The organism is Flavobacterium sp. (genome assembly GCF_036759525.1).
Classification (GTDB): Bacteria; Bacteroidota; Bacteroidia; order Flavobacteriales; family Flavobacteriaceae; genus Flavobacterium.
The window spans coordinates 1-20,303 of record NZ_DAIOUN010000004.1; the positions used below are offsets into that span (position 1 = coordinate 1).

Consider the following 20,303-nt stretch of genomic DNA (forward strand, 5'->3'; position numbering starts at 1 on the left):
AGTTGCCTTTAAACAACGTACAAAGTCAGTTGGTTTTGGTACAGGTTCAAACGGTGGAGGGAAGTGTAAAAACGCATAAAGTTTGGGTTAATTCGTTTTAGTTATTCGTACATTTTTTTAAATCTATACTCAAATTAAATGATACTTCAGAAGCGAGTACTACTTTGGTACTCGTTTCTTTTTTAAAACTTATACTTATGTTTTCAAAACTTAAATTTTATACTCTAATGTTTGTTTTGTTTATGGGTCAATTAGCTTTAGCCCAACCGCCGGAAGGTAATGAAGAGATTGACCCGCCAGCAGCACGTTTAGATCTTTATCTGCTTGGTTTAGTGGTGCTTGGTGTTGTTTTAGCTTTTACCCTTTTTAAACGTGAAATCAAGGTACATAATGATTAAAACTTTTTTCAAATCTTAAAAAAAAGTTAAAATAAAAAGACTTATTTTTTAAGACTATCTCATTTTTTTTTAGTTTAAAAGTAAAAATTCTTCATATCACTGCCATTTGTTGATATTTAACACTTTACTTGTTTTTTGTTCAACTGTACATGGAACGTATTCAAAATAGTATTTCAGATTATGCAACACTTCCCACGCTAACCTTGAAGCGTAAAGAGGGTAATTTTTGGGTTACTGGAATTGCTAATTTTGATGCGGTTTGTTTGAAGCGGTTTTCCACCAAACCGTTTCTTTTAGAAACTTTACTAGCTACCGAAGAAGACAAACAACTGCTGCATCATATAATTGAATCTTTGCTTCCGGATACTTATGTCATAACCCGATTTATTCTCAACTCACAAGTTATGCCGTGTTCTTTAGGGAAGTCGGTTTTAGTGGTTTGCGAACTGGATGAAAATCTGGAGTTTAAATATACTTTAAAAATTATTCCAACGCGTTCTATTGAAGAGCTTTTGCTGCAGGAAACCCTAATACAGTTGCAAAATCAGAAAAATGTAGATTATGAAACGCTATTGGCCGTAAACTATGAAATTGCTTCTCTGTTTTTGGATTATGAAGATTGGTATCAGGTGTTAACTCAGGTCTTTGAGCTGGTTGGGTCTAATGTAAAAGCCGACCGTATTTATTATTTTGAGAACCATTGGGATACGGTTTCCCAACAGTACTTGTCGAGTCAGCGGTTTGAATGGGTTAAAGACGGAGTAGATCCTATGATAGACAATCCGGAACTGCAAAATCTTCCTTTTGATTTGTTTTATGAATTTATGGAGCCTTTGCTACAGGGCAGAGCTTTTGAAGCTATTGTTAGTAAGATGCCAGAATGCCAAACCAAAGTGATATTGGCCAGTCAGGAGATTCAATCTATTTTGGTTTTACCGCTTTTGATTAAAGGACATTTTTTTGGGTTTATTGGTTTTGACGATTGCCAAAGTGAACGCGATTGGACTTCTATAGAAATTAATTTTTTAAAAAGTATTACCTCCAATTTGGCTTCGGCCATATACCGAAGAAATGCTACCAAAGAAAAAGAAGCTTCTCTACTTGAAAAGAAAGTTATATTGGAAAGTATTGGAGATGCCTTTTTCTCGGTAGATGAAGATTGGAAAATCATTTATTGGAATTCTATGGCCGAGCGGATGTTTGGTTTTTCATCTCACGAAGTGGTTGGACAAAGCCTAACCCAGTTTAAACCTTTTTCCTTATCCAATAAAATCAAAGATCGGTTGTATCAAACCATTCAAACCGGCGATTCGTATAGTTTTGAACGTTATTATAAAGCCAAAAAACTCTGGTTGGAAGTTAGTGTTTATTCTTCCGGAACCGGATTCTCTGTTTATTTGAAAGACATAACCGACAGAAAAGCAGCCCATTTTAAATTGAAAGAACTCAACGAGCAATTGCATTTGAAAGCCAAAGAGTTGGAATTGAGTAATAGCGAATTGGAACAGTTTGCTTATATCGCTTCTCACGATTTGCAAGAACCCTTGCGAATGGTGTCGAGTTTTTTACAATTATTGGAAAAAAGATATACCGATATAATAGATGAAACCGGAAAAAAATATATTGATTTTGCCGTAAATGGGGCATTGCGAATGCGTCAGATTATAACCGATTTGCTTCAGTTTTCTCGTGTAGGAAAAACCAAAGAAACGGCAGAGCATATAGATTTTGCCGAACTCATTCAAGGTGTTGTGCATTTGTATGCCAAAAGTATTCAGGAGCATCAGGTACAGATTGAAATTTCCGAAATGCCTATTTTGCCCAGTTGGCGTTCCCCATTGCAGCAAATTTTCATCAATTTGCTAGATAATGCCATTAAGTACCGATCTAAAGATGTTGTTCCCTACATTCATTTTTCGGCTGTTAAAAAAGAAGGTTTTTGGCAGTTTTCGGTTACAGATAACGGAATTGGTATAGAAGCCGAATTTTACGATAAAATTTTTCTCATTTTCCAGAGATTGCACACGCGTGAGGAGTATGAAGGTTCGGGAATTGGATTGGCCGTTACCAAAAAAATCATTGAACATTTGGGAGGAAAAATTAGGGTAGAGTCGCAATTGGGGCACGGTTCTACCTTCCATTTTACATTGCCCTCAACTTAACTATAGTGCCCTAAAACTAAATATAATAAAACAAATACCACAAAACAAATGAAACCCACCGTACTCAAACCGATAAAGATAGTATTAATAGAAGATAATGAAGGCGATATTCTTTTAACCACAGAGATATTCAAAGAAGGTAAGTTGGCCCATTATTTGTTTACCCTAAAAGACGGTCAATCGGCCATTAAATATTTGGAAAAGAAAGATGAATATAGCCAGGCCGACACTCCGGATTTGATTTTGTTGGATATCAATTTGCCTAAAATAAACGGATTGGAAGTGCTGCAACACATCCGAAAATCTGACCATTTGCAGGGTATTTCGGTTTGCATGTTGTCGTCGTCAGATTCTGCTCAAGACATTCATACTTCTAAAACTTTGGGAGCCGATTTTTATTTTCAAAAACCCTTGAACTCGCAAGAATTGGTTAATGCCATTACCCAAAAAGGCCCTTTTTGGCTCAATCTGGTAAAAATAGAACGTTAAAGCCTATGCATTTACTATTGGTTGAAGATAATCCCGGCGATGTGTTACTTCTTACAGAGTACCTTAGGTTTTCATTTCCCGAAATTACCCTTTCCCAAGCGGCCACATTTGCAGAAGTAAAAGCCCAACTTAAGTCTAAAAAAACAAAAATAGATTTGGTTTTTTTAGATTTAATTTTGCCCGATCACCAAGGTAATGCTTTGTTGGAAGCCGTCATTCAGTTGGTTCCACGATCGGTTCCAGTAGTCATACTTACCGGTAACTCGAATGAATCTTTGGGACTTCAAAGTTTGCAATCGGGGGCTGCCGATTATTTGAATAAAAACGACATGAATCCCTACGTTCTCAAACGTTGTATCATGTATGCCTTGGAGCGAAAGAAATCCATTTTACGGCTGGAAGAATCCCATCAATGGCAAACTTTATTGTTTGAACAGAGTCCGCTACCTATGATTGTTTTGAGTGGAAAAAAGCAACAAATTATCCATGCTAACACGGCTGCTTTGGAAACCTACGGATATGCCAAAGAGGCTTTTTTACAACTCCAATTATCCGATTTGGTGGGTGTTCCTGATGGTAGTGAGCGGGAAACTTTGCACACGGTTTTGGATTTAATTCCTAAAACGGAATTTAACGGAATTTACATTCATCGAACCCGTTTGGGAAAAGTTTTGTATATGGGCATCAAAGAGCGTTCGATTTCTTATCATCACAAAAGTGCCAAAATTTTGGTTGCTACCAATTTGGGAGAGCGATTGCAATATATTGAAGAGATTTACCTGCAAAATAAAAAATTTAAAGAAATAGCTTGGTTGCAATCGCATGTAGTACGTGCCCCTTTGTCACGAATCATGGGCTTGGTTACTTTACTCAAAGATCGGGAACATTTGAGTGAAAAGGAAAACCATTATTTTTTTGAATCTTTATTGGCTTCGGCACACGAGATGGATGCTATTCTTCATGAAATAACCGAGAAATCTAGATTTTATCCCGATTTTTAAGGGTGGGATATTTTTGGGTAAACTAAAAATCATTTGAAGCTCTTCTTTATTTTCACGTACTTCTTAACTTAAGAATTGCAAATAAGCGTTGTATACTTTTGGTACTTCTTAAACTTTTTTAAGAAAATAGTTACTATTTTTGGATAATTGGATTCAAATACAGAGATATGTATGGCCTGTAAGTTGAAAAGCTTATCACTTTTGGTAAGCAATTCTCGGACTACTGATTGAGATTGGTTTTTGAGGGAACAGGAGCTTACCAGATGGTATTTGTGTTTTTCAGTATTTTAAATTGTAAAGCCCACGAAGGGATTACTTCGTCTGTTCGACTATTTTCTCGGGTCATAATCCAGAAGGCCTTTATTTTGTAAGTTTTACATCGCTCCGCAAAGTGTTTACAACAAATATCCTATGAAAAGCTCCGCGATCCCGAAAGCTTTCGGGACCTGACTTTGTGGAATTTTGGTGATGTTCCAAAGTTAGTAATGAAAAAAAAATCAACCATTTGCAATCACTACTGAAATAAAATTTAAACCCAAAAGGCAAGCGTAATAGTTTGCCTTTTTATACATTTGAAATATAAGGATTGATATGAAGTGAATTTCTCTGCTTAGAAAGTGATAAATTGCTAATTATTACATTAAATTGTAACTTTTTTGTACATTTGAGCGTACAATAATTGTATAATAAAAATTACAACTATGAAAGCAGTAACTATATCAACATTGAGAAAAAATATCAAAGGCTACTTTGATGAAGTTTCAGAGTCATCCGAAATCATTATTGTTCCTAGAAATGAGGAAGAAGATGCCGTTGTTATTATCTCACTCAAGGAGTATAATTCAATGACTGAAACACAACACCTCTTGTCAACCAAATCAAACAGAAGAAGACTTGCCGAATCTATTGAACAAGCAGAAAAAGGAGAAGTGATAAGTTTTGACTTAGATGAAGATTCTACCGGAAAAATTAAACTGTAGAAGTAAATTATGGATATAGTATTTACTTCACACGGATGGGAAGATTTCGAATATTGGTTGGAGAACGACCCTGATACAGTAGTAAGAATTAAAGACCTCATAAAATCGATAAAGCAAAATCCATTTCAGGGAATTGGAAAACCTGAACCTTTAAAGCACGATTTGAAAGGTTATTGGTCAAGACGAATTACAAGTGAGCATAGGCTTGTTTACAAAGTAACTGGCACTAAAGGAGACGACCAAAGATGTATTGTTATTCAATGCAAATTTCATTATGATGATTAATATTGCTGTCAGAAAATAGATTTTCAAAAAATAGATAAAATTTAAGCTCTCAAATCGAGAGCTTTTTTGTGCTTATTTAGTATTGAAAACTTAATCAACAATTTTTTTAAGTTATGTAGCTTTTTAACTACTTTCGTGATGAAGGAAATAATGTTGAGTGGACGTTCTGACTTTGTTGAGGTTTCAAAAAGGCGTATCAGTATAAGTACAATGGAAAGGAGTGGCAAGATGAGTTGGGGTTGAATGTTACAGCGATGGATTTTAGAATGTATGACAATGCATTGGGAAGATTTTACAACATAGATCCAATGACTGAAATAATGCCATCATTATCGCCGAATCGATTTGCTTTTAATAACCCAGTCGTTTGGAAAGATCCGAGTGGTCTCTTAGAGGTCAATGAAGATGAGATACCAGTAATTGCACTTGAAGAAGTTGTTGTTAGTGCTAAAGGGAAATCATCAAAATCTGTCCATGATACTGGATTGCCTGGTAATCATAATTATTGGATGATGCCCAAAAATTACAGAGCAGTCTCAACAGAATACTACAATAAAAAGTATGGAACAGATTTTAAAAGTTTTGATGATTGGTACTATCGAACGAAGTATTTGCCTTTCAAACAAGAAATGATATGCGAAATGCATGCAGCTCAAGCAAAAGCAGGACAAGCAGTCATGGCTTTAGTAGGCAGTGTTTTTGTATTACCTATTTTGGTGGCTTCGTCACCAGCAGCTATTTCAGCGTTTTCGGCAACTATTTCACATCCATTAACTCAATATTCTTTTTCAATGGGGTTGTCTAGTGCATTCAGTCAACAATTAGTAAATGGAGAAGTTGACCAAGCAGATGTAGCAGTTTCCATGATTCCCGGAGGTGCAGGGGTTCAGGCTTTAAAACCTATGTTTAGTGCAGCAATAGATTTTACCAATAGTAAAGGTTTTAATGTTGCTGGAATTAATAAGTCAAATACAAGTTTTTTTAGAGATGCGGCTACAGGGTATATTTTTCATGGACTAAGTTTTGGAGCGTCTCCGGCCAACGGTTTAAGAAATTTTGGAGAAGTTCCTTTGAATACCGTTTTAAACACAGGTTAGACAACTATGAGTAAAATGTTGGAAGAACAAGGAATCAAATAAGTTAACATTATGAAAAAAAAATATATTATTTTAATCCTGCTTTTTTTAATATGTTACCTTTTTTTTGGTTTCTTAGTAAAATATAAAATGAAAAATATTAAGACAAACGAAGTTTACACATTTGGAGAAGTATTAAAAATTTCTCATGTGCAAGGTAGTAGAGCTGCAGATTTTAGATATTTCATCGAAGGTAAAATTTTTACAGGTTCATCTATGGATTTTACTGATAATATTACTAAAGAAGGATCAAAATACTTTGTAATTGTCAATAAAAACAACTTAGAACAAGCATATATATTAGATTGTTGTCCTTATGATGAGAGCAAACATTTTGTTCCATCAGAAGGATTAGATAAAATACCTGATGCTGAACTTCAAAAGAAAGCAGATGAGGCTTTTGAAGAAATTTTTAATTCACCTTTGGGTAGGCTTTTGCCGCCCTATTGAATCTTTAACGCCCCGCTACCGCACGACCCGAGCGTAGCGAACAGACGAAGTAATCCCTTCGTGTGGTTGTAATAAATAAAGAAAGTTTTTTTCTACATTTGAATTAAAGCAAAATTATGAGTAGAAACTATAAATTTACTTCGTCTGTTAGACTATCGTCTCGGGTCATAATCCAGCAGAGGGTATTAGAGGAAGTGGTTATCATAGAATAGCAATCTTTCTTTAAGGTCATGGGAATGACTCACCTTTATTTGATATACTAGTTGATCAAATACAATTTAAAAAATTAAACAGATAATGAAAAGAATTTTAATTATAGTAGTAATTTTTTTTCAGTTTGGATGTTCTTCAGTGCATGAAGTAAAGGTACTCAATATAAAGTGTCAAGAGGAGGTTGATTTATGTGTTTTTCTTATAGAAAAAACGAAAAAAAACGAAAAAAAAGTTTATGAACTTGGAACGTTCCAATTTGATTCTTTTTCAATTCCAATACGAAAAATAAAAATTGGAGATGTTGTTAAATTAAAATTAGTTAAGGCTCCCAAACTTCGAATTTCTAAATATAAAATAGAAGAGGATAGATTTTATACTAATGAATCAAATGAATCTTTATTAATTGATGATAGCTATTATTCACCTGATATAGAGGGGAAGTATTATATAAGGATTCGGTAGTAGGGTAAAGTTTCAAATGTCATGGTTTATTATTTTTAAATACTTAGCCCTCAGCCCCCGCTACGCAAAGTGTTTAGAATAAATATCCTATGAAAAGCTCCGCACCCGAGCGAAGCCCAGCTACCGCACGACCCGAGCGTAGCGAACAGACGAAGTAATCCCTTCGTGTGGTTCTAGCAAATAAAAAAAGTTTTTACTACATTTGAAATAAAGCAAAAACATGAGCAGGAACTATAAATTTTATAACCCAGAAGGTCTTTATTTTGTAAGTTTTACTCATGCTTTTTTATTTGTTTTTGGTATTCGTGCATCCGCTTCGCTCAAGTGCCGTAGTGGGTTGGCTAGATGTTTTCACAAGAAATGAATACAAAGATTTGGTTTTAGAAAGTTTGGAATTTTGTCAAAAAAACAAGGGAATGGAAATTCATGCTTGGTGTATAATGACCAGTCATATTCATTTAATTTTCAGAAGTAGTACTAATCAAAAGCCTGAACTTTTATTAGGAGATTTTAAAAGATTTACAAGTCGAAGCGTTATTAATGCTATTCAAGAAAATCCAAAAGAAAGTAGAAAAGAGTTTTTATTAGATTATTTTAAAAAAGAGGCAAAAAAAACGTCAAACACAACAAATTATCAGTTTTGGAGACATGATAATAAGCCAATTGAATTGTGGAGTAATGAAGTTATTCAACAAAAGATTGATTATATACATAACAACCCTGTTGAAGAAGGAATTGTTTTTAGACCTGAAGATTACAAATATAGCAGTGCATTAGATTATGCCGGTGAAAAGGGTTTACTAGATGGTATTTGTGTTTTTCAGTATTTTAAATTGTAAAGCCACGAAGGGATTCGTGCGGCAGCGGGGGAACGTAATGAAGTTTCAGCGACTCCCATAGCTCAAGGCTTAGAGAATGCTGGTGCTACAGTTACAACAATTGACCATAGTCATCCTAATGGATATCCCACACCTTCAGGATATGACAGAGATTCTGGTTTGAATATTAGCACGAGTAATCCACAAGGGGATGCAAAGGGTGCTACAAAATATCCAACTAATTCTGCTGGACAACTTATTAACCGAAACGTATATGATCCAAAATCTAAAAAAGCTTACAGATATGATGCTACAAAATTTTACCCGCCTCAAGATTATTAGTATTTCATTATCTATGTTTTTCTTTGGTTGTTCTGTACAAAAGGAACCATCCGGAAAATCAGTAATATTTAATTATATTATAGAGGACTTTGTTTCAGAGTTTTCATCAAATACTCTGAAAAATCCAATTGCTATCCTTATTGCTAAATCTGATAGTTTAAAGATTACAATTAAGGATATTCCTGAAAGAGCATCTAATGGGTATCTCAAAATGAGTTTAGACGAAAATAATAATAATTTACGAGTTGGTATGATTTCAAATGTTATATGCATATATTACAGTGACGAATTTGCAATAAATGAAATTGAAATGAAAGATATTCCTCAACCCTTACTCGAAAAGGCAAAAACCATTAATAAACTCGTTCTAAATGGACAAGAGATACTAATCACGAATGATTTGATGGAGTGGCAGTCAACTTTTGAAATTGTTTATGATTTGCCGAATAATTCTAAAACAATTATTAATTATACCAATAAAGTTGAAAGAACCAAAGCCTTTTAATTGTATTTAAGAATCCCAGCTCCGCAAAGTGTTCAGCACAAATATCCTATGAAAAGCTCCGCACCCGAGCGAAGCAAACAGACGATGTAAATGTCTCCCGACTTTGCGGAATTTAAAAAAGAAAAAATAAAATAAGTAATAAACGAAATTTTACTATTTTTATTTAAAATTTACACGCCATGAAAGAAGGATATGTCATCAGAGACCAAAACTTGCCACATTTTTTACCTGCAACAATTGTTGATTGGATTGACGTTTTCTCCAGAAAATCATATTGAGATTCTGTTATTGAATGTTTAGACTATTGCATAAAAAACAAAGGAATGGTTCTATACAGTTATGTGATTATGACAAATCATATTCATATGATTGTGCAGTCAAAAGACGGGATGCTTTCAGATTTGATGCGTGATTTTAAGAAATATACATCCAAAACCATTTTAGAAAAAATTCAAAACGAACCAGAAAGTAGAAGAGAATGGATGTTAGAACGTTTTCAATGGGTAACAAAGACTCACAGCAGAAATAAAAACTTTCAGTTTTGGCAATTAGGGAATCACGCAGAAGAAATTTATTCCGAGAAGTTTATGTGGTCAAAAATTGACTATATTCATTTAAATCCTGTTCGTGCAGGATTAGTTGTAAAAGCGGCAGATTATATTTATTCAAGTGCTTCTAATTATGTTTATAGTACAGGAATAATTAAAATTGAGTTAGTTGACATTCCTTTAAATAGTGAAGTAAATCCCAATTCAATTATGAAAGATAATAGCTATGATTAAAATTCATTCCGCAAAGTCGGGAGACATTTGCGGAGCGTCGTACTGCTAAGAAGACTTTGCGGAGCGGGGCATATCAAATCGAAAGATGGTTTGGTAATGAAAAAAGAAATGAGAATTTATATCAATATTATTTGAAAATAGCTAATAAAAAAATTTAGTAATTATCAAATAAAAAGCTTTCCAGTTTTTTTTAATAATATTCAAAGAAAATAAAAATGAAAATATATTTCACAAAGAACATAACATTTAATAAGATTATTAACTTTTTTTTAATTTTCTTTTTATTTGTAAATTGTCAAAGTGATAAAGATGCGGATGTAAAGTTAGAAATTTTGAACAATGAAATTCTTTCTATAAATATTGACAGTGTTGATTTAAAAAGAAAATATTCTAATAATGAAGAAAGGATTTTAGCTTTAAATATTCTCAAGTATAGACTAACTAATAATTCAAATAAAAAGCTACTTTTTATAATTGATTTTGAAAATTTGAATGTTGATAATAGTTTCTATTTTAATGTTGTGGATTCTGTCAATTTAAAGAAATCATTAGTAATGCCAATAGTAAATTTTACAGATGAAGCAGTTCCATATTTAAATTTACTTAATTATCAAGATTCGATTAAGACATCAAATTATTTGAAATTAGGAATAAAAAAGGGGAATTTAGAAAAATATCTAAAATATATAAACTATTCGTTTGTTTTAAATCCTAAAGAATCAAAGACGATTGAATCATTTATATCTATGCCAATTATTGATGAATTAAATTTAACTACAGCATCTTACCCTGTATATTATGAAAATTTAGTTGATGGTGATCGTCTATTTTTGACCTACAATATGAATTTTTCAGATTATAAAAATATTCTTCAGAAATGGCAAATTGATGAGCTACAAGAAAATAATATTGAATTTTTTGAAGGTACTATTATTTCAAATTCATTGCCAATAAAGGTTCTAAGAGCTAATACCCAGTAATGTTCCATAATTATTGATGAAACAAAATTTGCAACTTAACCATTTGCAAAACCCAGCTCCGCAAAGTGTTTACAACAAATATCCTATGAAAAGCTCCGCACCCGAGCGAAGACATTTGTGGAGCGTCGTACTGCTAAGAAGACTTTGCGGAGCGGGGTTTCCTACCTATGCTAATTTTTATACTATACCAAAAGGACATAAAAAAGAAATAAGATCTGGTACATATGCACCTAAAGAGAATGCAATTAATAATTTAGGTAATTGGAGAGTCTTTACTCCAGATTCAAATCCTCCAACCATAATAAATAATTTGTATTTTACAACTTTAGGAAACATAAAATATTAAACTATGAAAAATAAAAATATAAAAACGCTTTTTTGTTCGATTGCTCTAACGACTATATTCATTTCCTGCAAAAATATTGAGGCTACTAAAAATGTCGAAAACTCTTTAAAAATTGAAAGCATCTATGCTGACATAAATTTATTTACTTTTCAACCTGTAAAATTTGATAAGATTGATAAAAATTATTATGTAACCATTGTTGATGGTGAGAATGAAAAAGCGATAACAGTTGTTAATGGTAAAAATAAAAACACAAGTGTGTATAAAAAAAATCTTAAAGGCTATTATTCAAATGTTATACAAACTAATACAGAAGAAAATAATCTAGGTTATAAAACCATGTCTTATTTTGTTTATAGCAGTAAAAGAATAGTTTGTTATAATTTACATGAATTTAGTGGAGAACCAATGAAGCTAATCAGTTATTGGATAATTCTTCCTTTAGAAAAAAATAATACTCAAAGGAAAATAAAATATCAAATAGAAGATAAATATATTAACAGTTTCGAAGAAATTGATTTCGAAAAGGACTTAAATATACCACTTACCGATAATTTTGAATATGAAATGATTTACGAATTTGATTTTAACAAGAAAACAGTTCATGAGTATTCTGTTCTTAGAGGAATAAAAAGTCTTAATGAGGTTTATGACATAAAAAATTCTAGAAATTTAGCAAGTCCGTTGAAAAATTATTGGAGGCCGTTAAAAAGGTAATTGGGGTAATGTTTCAAAGTTAGTGATACACCAAAACCCCCTGCTACGCAAAGTATTCAGAACAAATATCTTATGAAAAGCTCCGCAAACGTCTCCCGACTTTGCGGAATTTTTTTTATCTAATTTAAATTGTAATAGTATTTTTTTTTATTTCTTTTTGTTAAATTTATATCTCGCAAAGTCGGGAGACTTTTGCGGAGCGTTGTTGCTAAGAAGACTTTGCGGAGCGGGGGGCGTCGTACTGCTAAGAAGACTTTGCGGAGCGGGTTAGTTGACATTCCCTTAAATAGTGAAGTAAATCCCAATTCAATTATGAAAGATAATAGCTATGATTAAAATTCATTCCGCAAAGTCGGGAGACATTTGCGGAACGTCGTACTGCTAAGAAGACTTTGAGGAGCGGGGGCGTAAAAGTTCAAAAGCGGGTAGTCCAAAATGGAACTACAACTACAACCGATTATTTAAGCGGCTACCAGTATGTGGATGAAAAGCTACAATTTTTTCCGCATGCCGAGGGCTATGTAAAACAAAGCTTAACTAGATTTGAGGTTCCCTTTTTTAATTATGTGTATAATTACACCGATCATTTGGGAAATATCAGATTAAGTTATACTTTAGACCCACAAACCCACGTTCTTACTTTATTAGAAGAGAATCATTACTATCCGTTTGGGTTAAAGCATAAGAATTACAATACCACCAAGAAAAAATTTATAGACGAAACCGAGCTTAACCCCATTTTGATTGTAGAGACTCCTAATGCGGGGTATCAGTATAAGTTTAATGGGAAAGAATGGCAGGATGAGTTGGGGTTGAATGTTACAGCGATGGACTTCCGCCAATATGACAGTGCTATTGGGAGGTTTACATCAATTGATGTTTTATCAGAAATTTTCCAAGACATTACTCCCTATAATTTTGTATTAAATAATCCAAATGTATTTAGTGATCCAACTGGTTTATGTCCAGATTGTCCAGATCCTAAAAACGCGAAACAAGGCGATGTTTTTACCATTGAAAATGGTAGTGAATACATCTTTAACAATGGAGAATGGGAAAGAAAAACGGTAGAACAATTAGATGAAGTAGTTGTATCTGGTTCCAGTTCTTCAAATAGTGGTTCAACAGCTGGCGATGTTGCAACAGAAGTAGCTGATGTTGTGACGGACTTTATTCCTATTGTTGGATCAGTCAAAGATATTTACAACGGATTTGATAAGGGAGATGGTTGGCAAGTAGCAATGGGGGTTGGATTTTTAATAGTGGACGTAGCTACTTTAGGTAGTGGTACTATTGTAAAAGGAGCAGTTAAGCAGGGGATAAAACAAGGAACTAAACAAGCTGCAAAAAACTCTGTAAAAATTCACAAACATCATTTAATACCAAAAGCTACATTTAAAAAATATATGGAATTAGCAGATGTTATGAAAAGGGATGTTGGACAGAATCTAAAAAAATTACCAGCCGGATTTCATTGGAGTCACAAAAGTTATAATAAATATGTTGAAAAAAGAATTCAAGAAATGATTGATAATGGCACATTAAATGAACAAAACATAAAGGTTTTGCAACACAATTTATCAAAATTGATAAATCAAGCCTATGATAATTATAAGGTAACAGGAGAAAATTTAAATACATACTTTAAGGCTTTAAACGGAAATTAATATGCATAAAAAAATAACTGTTTCATCAGAACCAAAAATTATTGGGGTAAAAAATGGAATAATGCAAGTAGAACTTGATAGAAAAAATCTTTTAAACCAAGATGGTAGTCATAATAAATTTTACAAATACTTTGGAAGTTTTCCCTATTGGGCTAATCAAAACAATAAAATTGATTTTAATATCTCTGTTATTAATGCAAAACCACTAAAAAAAGCTAAAATGACAGACTTATTAGCCTACGGACCATACATAATGGCTTTTAAGTGGTTGATTAGTGAAAAGTTTTACAATATATTACAGGATTTTAATATTGGAGAACATACGTTATATGAAGTAAATATTGAAAATTGTGAAGAAAAATATTTTTTCCTAAAGTTAAAAACTATATTAAGGGATGAATTTGTTTTTAATAGAAATGTTTTAACTGTTTTAGAAAAGAATAGTTTTGTAGATTATACCTTTTTAAATAAAATAGAATATGATGATTTTATTTTAAATAATCCTTTATCTGAATACAAACATATTGCATTGAAACAAGAATTAGAAAAATATGACATAATTTACACACAAGGAGCTGGGGACTATTTTTCTGAAAGATTAATCAAAACATTCAATGAGAATGGCTTAACTGGTTTAAGTATTTATAATAATAGAAGTATTGAATTCGTTTAAATGAATGAGTGTTTTCATCAATAACCAAACCCCCGCTACCGCACGAATCCCTTCGTGTGGTTTTAATATATAAAGAAAGTTTTTACTAGATTAAATATACTAAAAGCATTAGTTGAAACTATAAATTTCATAACATCAGTCCCACTCCGCAAAGTCTTCGAGCCTAAAGTTTCTATGAAAGCTCCTCGATCCCGAAAGCTTTCGGGACCCGACTTTAAGGTATACATACAACAACAGACGAGCTACTCAAAGGTTTCAAAACCCGTACGAAGTAAAGCTTTATAGATTTCCGGAGATTCAAAAAACAAAGGGATAGTAGGGTAATGTCCTGAATTTGGAGTACGTTTTCATGTACGTTTTGTAAAAGAAGCCAATTTGCAGACCTAAAAAAAACGGATTAAGAACCTTAATCCGTTTCAATTCAAGACTTTAAATTTGTAGCGAGGACGGGATTTGAACCCGTGACCTTTGGGTTATGAATCCAACGCTCTAACCAACTGAGCTACCTCGCCTTTTTTTGCATTCCCCCTCTGGGTTAATGCGGGTGCAAAGATAGAAATAATACTAAATCTTCCAAATAGAAAACACTAAATTATTTTTATTTTTAGAAACCCTTTTTTTTTGACTTTTTATTCAATATATTTCCAAAAAATTTAGAATGGACACAAAAGTACGATACGAAATAGAGTTTCCTTTGAACTCTTCGCCGCAACTTCTTTACCAATACATTTCTACACCTTCCGGATTGTCGGAGTGGTTTGCCAATAATGTCAATTCAAGAGGAGAATTGTTCACATTCATCTGGGACGATTCGAAGGAACGTGCTCGCTTGGCCTCCAAAAAAACCGGAGAGCGTGTGAAGTTTAAATGGATAGACGATCAAGATAAAGACACCGATTATTTTTTTGAATTGCGAATCATGGAAGATGAAATAACAAAGGATGTTTCGTTGGTGGTTGTAGATTTTGCCTTTGAAGACGAGTTGGAAGAATCTAAGCTCCTATGGGAAAATCAAATTTCCGATTTAAAGCACGTTATCGGTTCGGTTTAATCTTGGAATAAACGTATATTTGCCCTGAAATTTCAGGGCTTTTTTTATGATAAATTGGAACGGAACATTGCAAGAACCTACAGAGGCTTTGGTTCATAATAGAGGTTTTTTATACGGCGATGCTGTATTTGAAACTTTAAAAGTGGTAGATGGTAAAATTCTTTATTGGGAAGATCATTATTTTCGGCTAATGGCTTCTATGCGATTGCTTCGTATGGTCATCCCCATGTCGTTTACTCTAGAATTTTTAGAACAAGAGGTAGTGCACGTTTTGGAGGCCAATAACCTCAAGTCATCGGCCCGTGTACGCCTTACTGTTTACCGTGAGGATGGCGGGTATTACACTCCGCAAACCCGAAACGTTGGGTATTTGCTCTCGGCCACAGCACTAGCTTCTCAAGCCTATGAATTGGCTACCGCACCTTATGAAGTTGAGTTGTACAAAGATTTTTATTTGCCAAAGCATTTATTGAGTACCTTAAAGACAACCAATAAAATGATTTCGGTATTGGCGGGCATTTATGCTTCCGAAAACGGTTACCAATCGTGTTTGTTGCTCAATGAATCCAAGAATATAGTAGAAGGAATTTCTGGGAATGTATTTATGTTGTCCGGAAACCGCTTGGTGACACCTCCTGTAACAGAGGGCTGTTTGCAGGGCATTATGAGAAAACAAATTTTGAAGTTGGCCTCAAAAATAGAGCATTTGGAGGTTGTAGAGCAGGAGATTTCTCCGTTTGATTTACAAAAAGCAGATGAATTGTTTTTAACCAATGTGATTGTGGGGATACAGCCTATTACGCAATACCGTAAGAAATCTTATTCGCATACGGTGGCGGCACAATTGGTGGCTTTGCTCAATGCCAATTTAGTTTAACATCGGATTTTCCGGAGCGTTGGACCATATGAGGTAATCGCCTCCCAGTTCTTTAATTTGGTCTTTCCAAAAATCGGCAGAGGATTTTTTGAGAATGGTTTGTTTGTAAATATTTTCAATTAAAATCCAAGAGTTGGCGTTCATCTCTTGTTCGAGTTGGTGGGCATCCCAACCGGTATAGCCTAAGAAAAACCGAATGGAGTCTTTAGCAATCCGACCTTCGTTTATCAAATCTCGTGTGGTATCAAAATTACCGCCCCAATAAATACCATTGGAAATTTCAATACTATCCGGAATCAAATCGGGAATGGTGTGAATAAAATACAAATTGTCTTGTTCAACCGGTCCGCCGTTGTAAATGGTAAACGAGGATTCGATTTCGGGAACCAAATCCATTAAGGTATAAGGTAAAGGTTTGTTGAGAATAAAACCTACAGAACCTTCGGTGTTGTGATCGGCCAGTAGAATTACAGATCTGTTAAAAGAAATATCGCCCAAAATGGAAGGTTCGGCGATAAGTAAATGACCTTTATTGATTTTTTCTGATATCATTTATGGGCAATTTTGAATAAATTTAACAAAATAGTTCCAAATAAACCAAATATTTTAACGTAAAAGTGAAAAAAAAGTCTTCCTTTTTGAGGAAGACTTCTTTTATATGGTTGCAATCAGATTAGTTTACAGTACCTTCTAATTCAGCACCAGCTTTGAATTTTACTACGTTTTTAGCAGCAATTTTGATTGTCTTTCCAGTTTGTGGATTTCTACCGTCTCTTGCAGCTCTTTTAGATACTGACCAAGATCCAAAACCTACTAATGAAACTCTACCTCCTTTTTTCAAAGTAGCTCCTACGTTTCCTAAAAATGATTCTAAAGCTAATTTAGCAGCTGCTTTAGTAATTCCTGCATCTGCAGCGATAGCATCGATTAATTCTGATTTGTTCATAATAATAGTTATTAATTGTTGGTTAAACATAAAGTTAATTATAACAAATTTAATAGGATTTCCTTACCGAGCAAGCATTTTCACTAGTTTTCGTTGTTTTTGTTGATAACTTGCGTGTTTTTGTTGATAAGGACGCTAAAAAGTTGCTATTTATCGATGCTTTTTCAGTGTTTTCAATGCCTCAGACTGCTTTTGTGTGTTCAGAAAAGGTCATTCCGTTGAGTAATTCGGCTGTCTTCATTTTCTTTTTACCTGGGAATTGCAATTCTTCAACGTTGAGGTATCCTTCTTTTACGGCTATTTTCATTTCTTTTTTGGTAGTACATACCGTTCCCGTTGTATGGCTATGTTGAAGCGGTTCCCATTGGGCTTTGTAAATTTTTACGCTCCATTCTTGGTTGCCGTCTTTAAATGTTGTCCAAGCGGTAGGGTAGGGTGAAAGTCCCCGGATGAGGTTGTAAATTTCTTCTCCTGCTGCATTCCAATTTATTTGACAGTTTTCTCTATGGAGTTTGTGTGCCATTTTTAGCGTTGGGGTATCTTCTTGTTTTTGTGGAAATGCTTTATGGTTGGCTATTAAATGTAGGGTTTCTATAACAGCTTCTTGTCCCAAAAGCATAAGTTTGTCATGCAATTCACCTGCTGTTTCATGAGGTTCTATTGAAGTTTCCTTGGCTAATATAATGGCACCGGTATCAATGTGTTCGTCAATAAAAAAGGTAGTTACACCGGTTCGGGTTTCTCCATTGATAATAGCCCAGTTTATGGGAGCTGCACCCCGGTATTGAGGCAATAGCGATGCATGTAAATTGAAGGTTCCCCATTGGGGCATTTTCCAAACGGCTTCCGGCAACATACGAAAAGCCACCACGACCTGACAATTCGCTTCTAAACTTTTTAATTCTTTCAAAAACGATTCGTCTTTTAAGTTTGTAGGTTGTAAAAGTTTGAGTTGGTGTTCTACGGCATAGTCTTTTACAGCAGAGGTGTTGAGTTTCATACCTCGACCGGCAGGTTTATCCGGAGCAGTGATAACACCCACTACGTTGCAATTGTTTTGTACTAAAGCATCCAAAATTCCCACTGCAAAGTGTGGGGTTCCCATGAATACAATTCTTAATTTTTCCATTTATAAGCACTTGTAGTTGCCATTGGGCAAAATTTCTATTTTTTCTTTTTCCAACAAAATTTGTAAAACCGAAATCAATTCGTCATCCGTAAGGTTTAGTTCTTTTTGAATAGTTCGGGAAGAAGCCGGATTTTTTTCTAAGAACAAAAGTATCTCTTTTTCCCGGGTTGACCAATGGTTGTTTTTTTTCTTTTGCGACAAACACGTGCTGCATTGACCGCAATTTTGATTGGTTTCTTCCCCAAAATAATGCAACAATAATTTGTTTTTACAAATTTCGGTGTTAGAAACATACCGCAAAACCTGTTTAACTTTGTTTTTTTTGTTTTCGTTTTGGGCTTCAAGGTATTTGCTAACTCTATTTATGGTACGTTCGTCTTCCCGAATTTCATGAAAACGGATGGAAGCATCGTTCCCTTTGGAAGTATAATCTACCAGTTCTCTTTGTTTGAGACGTTCCAATACTTGAAAAACTTCATCTTCGGTTGTATTGTTTTTTTGAGCCACCCATGCTGTATTTACAGCAATAGGCATTTCGTATAATCCCGGATAAGATCGCAAAAGTGTGAGTATAATTTCTTCATCGTTTGGATTCATACTCATGTAACGAATAATCTCTTTACTTTCGGCCAAAAATTGAACCGTCATTTTTTCTGAATATTCTTGAGTAAATGTGAGTATGCCTTGTCGGTCTAAAAATTGAATGGCCGCAAAAGTTTTAGCTACCGGGAGTTGGTATTGGCTGCAAAAATGATTTAAATGGATTGTAAAAAGTTCTTCGAGGCCTTCGCCATAAGCAATTTGAAGGTAGTTGCAAAGTTTTTTGAAAACCCAATTGAGGAAGTCTTTATCCGGAAGGCTGGCTAAAAACTGATTCTTCATTTGTTCCTCATCATTTTCTCCCAAAAGCAGAATGGCAAAGGCCGGATTTCCATTTCTTCCGGCTCTACCGGCTTCTTGGTAATAATTCTCTAAATTTTCTGGAAGTTGAATGTGAATCACTGTTTTTACATTGGCTTTGTCTATTCCCATACCAAAAGCATTGGTAGCTACCATGATGCGACTTTCTTCTCGCATCCAGCTTTCCATGTTTTTGATTTTGTCTTTTGCCGGTAAGCCGCCGTGGTAAAATTGGGCTTTAAAACCCAACTGTTTTAGTGTATGAGAAACTTCATGACACGCTTTTCGGTTGCGGACATAAATTATGGCGGGTTCGGGATTTTGGGTAAGCCAGTGTTCTAAAAAGTAAATTTTGTCTGTAGTTTTGTGAACCCAATAGGAAAGATTGGGTCTTTCAAACGAAACTTGAAATACTTTAGGTTGCTGCAATTGTAATAATTGCACGATATCTTCTTTTACTTTTGGCGTAGCGGTTGCGGTAACTGCTACAAATGGTACTTTAGGAAAGTATTCTTTAAGGCGAACTATTTTTAGATAGGCCGGTCTGAAATCGTGTCCCCATTGCGAAACACAATGAGCTTCGTCGATGGCAATAAGTTCAATGGGAAGGTTTTTTAGTTTTTCGATTACCCATTCTTGTTGCAATCTTTCGGGAGACAGATACAAAAATTTATAGTTTCCGTATTGGCAATTGTCCAGTAAAATTAGGGTTTCATCTAGGGTTAATCCACCGGTTAGAGCCATAGCTTTGATGTTGCGTTTCATCAAATTATCTACTTGATCTTTCATTAAAGCAATAAGCGGAGAGATTACCAAACATATACCCGGTTTGAGAAGGGCCGGAACTTGAAATGCAATAGATTTTCCTCCACCGGTAGGCATTATTCCAAGGGTGTCTTGGCCACTGAGGATGCTTTCAATAATTTCTTTTTGAGGGGTTCTAAACGAATCGTATCCCCAGTATTTTTTTAAAACAGATTCGGCGTTTACCATT

Annotated in this window: 21 protein-coding genes, 1 tRNA gene and 1 pseudogene; 18 read left to right on the forward strand and 5 right to left on the reverse strand. The window is 34.3% G+C overall.

Annotated features, from left to right (window positions below):
• The first annotated feature begins 197 nt into the window (after positions 1-197).
• The 16 genes and pseudogenes from V7M80_RS04550 (at position 198) to V7M80_RS04625 (ending at position 14,406) form a co-directional block, all read left to right on the forward strand.
• On the forward strand, positions 198-398 hold the full coding sequence (locus V7M80_RS04550) for a hypothetical protein (protein ID WP_333694354.1): 201 nt from the start codon (positions 198-200) through the stop codon (positions 396-398).
• A gap of 149 nt (positions 399-547) precedes the next feature.
• A complete protein-coding gene (locus V7M80_RS04555; RefSeq protein ID WP_333694356.1) occupies positions 548-2,560 on the forward strand; it encodes an ATP-binding protein in 2,013 nt (670 codons plus the stop codon).
• 48 nt (positions 2,561-2,608) lie between these two features.
• Complete coding sequence (locus V7M80_RS04560) at positions 2,609-3,049, forward strand: response regulator (protein ID WP_333694358.1); 441 nt, start codon at positions 2,609-2,611, stop codon at positions 3,047-3,049.
• Complete coding sequence (locus tag V7M80_RS04565; RefSeq protein ID WP_333694359.1) at positions 3,019-4,050, forward strand: response regulator; 1,032 nt, start codon at positions 3,019-3,021, stop codon at positions 4,048-4,050. Before V7M80_RS04560 ends, V7M80_RS04565 begins: the two co-directional genes overlap by 31 nt.
• 701 nt (positions 4,051-4,751) lie before the next feature.
• Positions 4,752-5,030, forward strand: coding sequence for a type II toxin-antitoxin system Phd/YefM family antitoxin (locus V7M80_RS04570; RefSeq protein WP_333694361.1), 279 nt, complete (start codon positions 4,752-4,754; stop codon positions 5,028-5,030).
• A 9-nt stretch (positions 5,031-5,039) separates the two neighbouring features.
• On the forward strand, positions 5,040-5,315 hold the full coding sequence (locus V7M80_RS04575) for a Txe/YoeB family addiction module toxin (RefSeq protein WP_333694363.1): 276 nt from the start codon (positions 5,040-5,042) through the stop codon (positions 5,313-5,315).
• A gap of 206 nt (positions 5,316-5,521) precedes the next feature.
• A pseudogene (locus tag V7M80_RS04580) lies at positions 5,522-6,412 on the forward strand (RHS repeat domain-containing protein); the annotation flags it as partial.
• Positions 6,413-6,463: 51 nt separating this feature from the next.
• A complete protein-coding gene (locus V7M80_RS04585; protein WP_333694364.1) occupies positions 6,464-6,901 on the forward strand; it encodes a hypothetical protein in 438 nt (145 codons plus the stop codon).
• A 297-nt stretch (positions 6,902-7,198) separates the two neighbouring features.
• Complete coding sequence (locus tag V7M80_RS04590; RefSeq protein WP_333694365.1) at positions 7,199-7,576, forward strand: hypothetical protein; 378 nt, start codon at positions 7,199-7,201, stop codon at positions 7,574-7,576.
• A gap of 278 nt (positions 7,577-7,854) precedes the next feature.
• Positions 7,855-8,415 (forward strand): transposase, encoded by a 561-nt coding sequence (locus V7M80_RS04595; RefSeq protein ID WP_333694366.1) that lies wholly within the window; start codon positions 7,855-7,857, stop codon positions 8,413-8,415.
• A gap of 253 nt (positions 8,416-8,668) precedes the next feature.
• Positions 8,669-9,241 carry a hypothetical protein gene (locus tag V7M80_RS04600; protein ID WP_333694367.1) on the forward strand — a complete coding sequence of 191 codons (573 nt, stop codon included), beginning with the start codon at positions 8,669-8,671 and terminating at the stop codon, positions 9,239-9,241.
• Positions 9,242-9,564: 323 nt separating this feature from the next.
• The gene (locus V7M80_RS04605) at positions 9,565-10,023 is read left to right on the forward strand and encodes a transposase (RefSeq protein WP_442902339.1); all 459 of its coding nucleotides are present in this window, start codon (positions 9,565-9,567) and stop codon (positions 10,021-10,023) included.
• 215 nt (positions 10,024-10,238) lie between these two features.
• The gene (locus V7M80_RS04610; protein ID WP_333694369.1) at positions 10,239-11,003 is read left to right on the forward strand and encodes a hypothetical protein; all 765 of its coding nucleotides are present in this window, start codon (positions 10,239-10,241) and stop codon (positions 11,001-11,003) included.
• A 349-nt stretch (positions 11,004-11,352) separates the two neighbouring features.
• Positions 11,353-12,066: a hypothetical protein gene (locus tag V7M80_RS04615; protein ID WP_333694371.1), complete on the forward strand. Its 714-nt coding sequence runs from the start codon at positions 11,353-11,355 to the stop codon at positions 12,064-12,066.
• A 479-nt stretch (positions 12,067-12,545) separates the two neighbouring features.
• Positions 12,546-13,733, forward strand: coding sequence for an RHS repeat domain-containing protein (locus V7M80_RS04620; RefSeq protein WP_333694373.1), 1,188 nt, complete (start codon positions 12,546-12,548; stop codon positions 13,731-13,733).
• 1 nt (position 13,734) lies between these two features.
• Complete coding sequence (locus V7M80_RS04625; protein ID WP_333694374.1) at positions 13,735-14,406, forward strand: hypothetical protein; 672 nt, start codon at positions 13,735-13,737, stop codon at positions 14,404-14,406.
• Between the two features lie 438 nt (positions 14,407-14,844).
• Here V7M80_RS04625 and V7M80_RS04630 read toward each other — a convergent pair.
• Positions 14,845-14,918 (reverse strand) — tRNA-Met (locus tag V7M80_RS04630).
• 146 nt (positions 14,919-15,064) lie between these two features.
• Here V7M80_RS04630 and V7M80_RS04635 point away from each other — a divergent pair.
• Complete coding sequence (locus tag V7M80_RS04635) at positions 15,065-15,457, forward strand: START-like domain-containing protein (protein ID WP_333694375.1); 393 nt, start codon at positions 15,065-15,067, stop codon at positions 15,455-15,457.
• 46 nt (positions 15,458-15,503) lie between these two features.
• On the forward strand, positions 15,504-16,334 hold the full coding sequence (locus V7M80_RS04640; RefSeq protein ID WP_333694376.1) for an aminotransferase class IV: 831 nt from the start codon (positions 15,504-15,506) through the stop codon (positions 16,332-16,334).
• Here V7M80_RS04640 and V7M80_RS04645 read toward each other — a convergent pair.
• From V7M80_RS04645 to V7M80_RS04660, 4 genes are all read right to left on the reverse strand, one after another.
• A complete protein-coding gene (locus tag V7M80_RS04645; RefSeq protein WP_333694378.1) occupies positions 16,326-16,886 on the reverse strand; it encodes a YqgE/AlgH family protein in 561 nt (186 codons plus the stop codon). The genes V7M80_RS04640 and V7M80_RS04645 overlap by 9 nt on opposite strands.
• 121 nt (positions 16,887-17,007) lie before the next feature.
• Positions 17,008-17,280, reverse strand: coding sequence for an HU family DNA-binding protein (locus V7M80_RS04650; protein ID WP_112084759.1), 273 nt, complete (start codon positions 17,278-17,280; stop codon positions 17,008-17,010).
• A 181-nt stretch (positions 17,281-17,461) separates the two neighbouring features.
• A complete protein-coding gene (gene fmt, locus V7M80_RS04655; RefSeq protein ID WP_333694385.1) occupies positions 17,462-18,409 on the reverse strand; it encodes a methionyl-tRNA formyltransferase in 948 nt (315 codons plus the stop codon).
• On the reverse strand, positions 18,410-20,302 hold the full coding sequence (locus V7M80_RS04660) for a RecQ family ATP-dependent DNA helicase (protein WP_333694386.1): 1,893 nt from the start codon (positions 20,300-20,302) through the stop codon (positions 18,410-18,412).
• Between the last annotated feature and the right edge of the window lies 1 nt (position 20,303).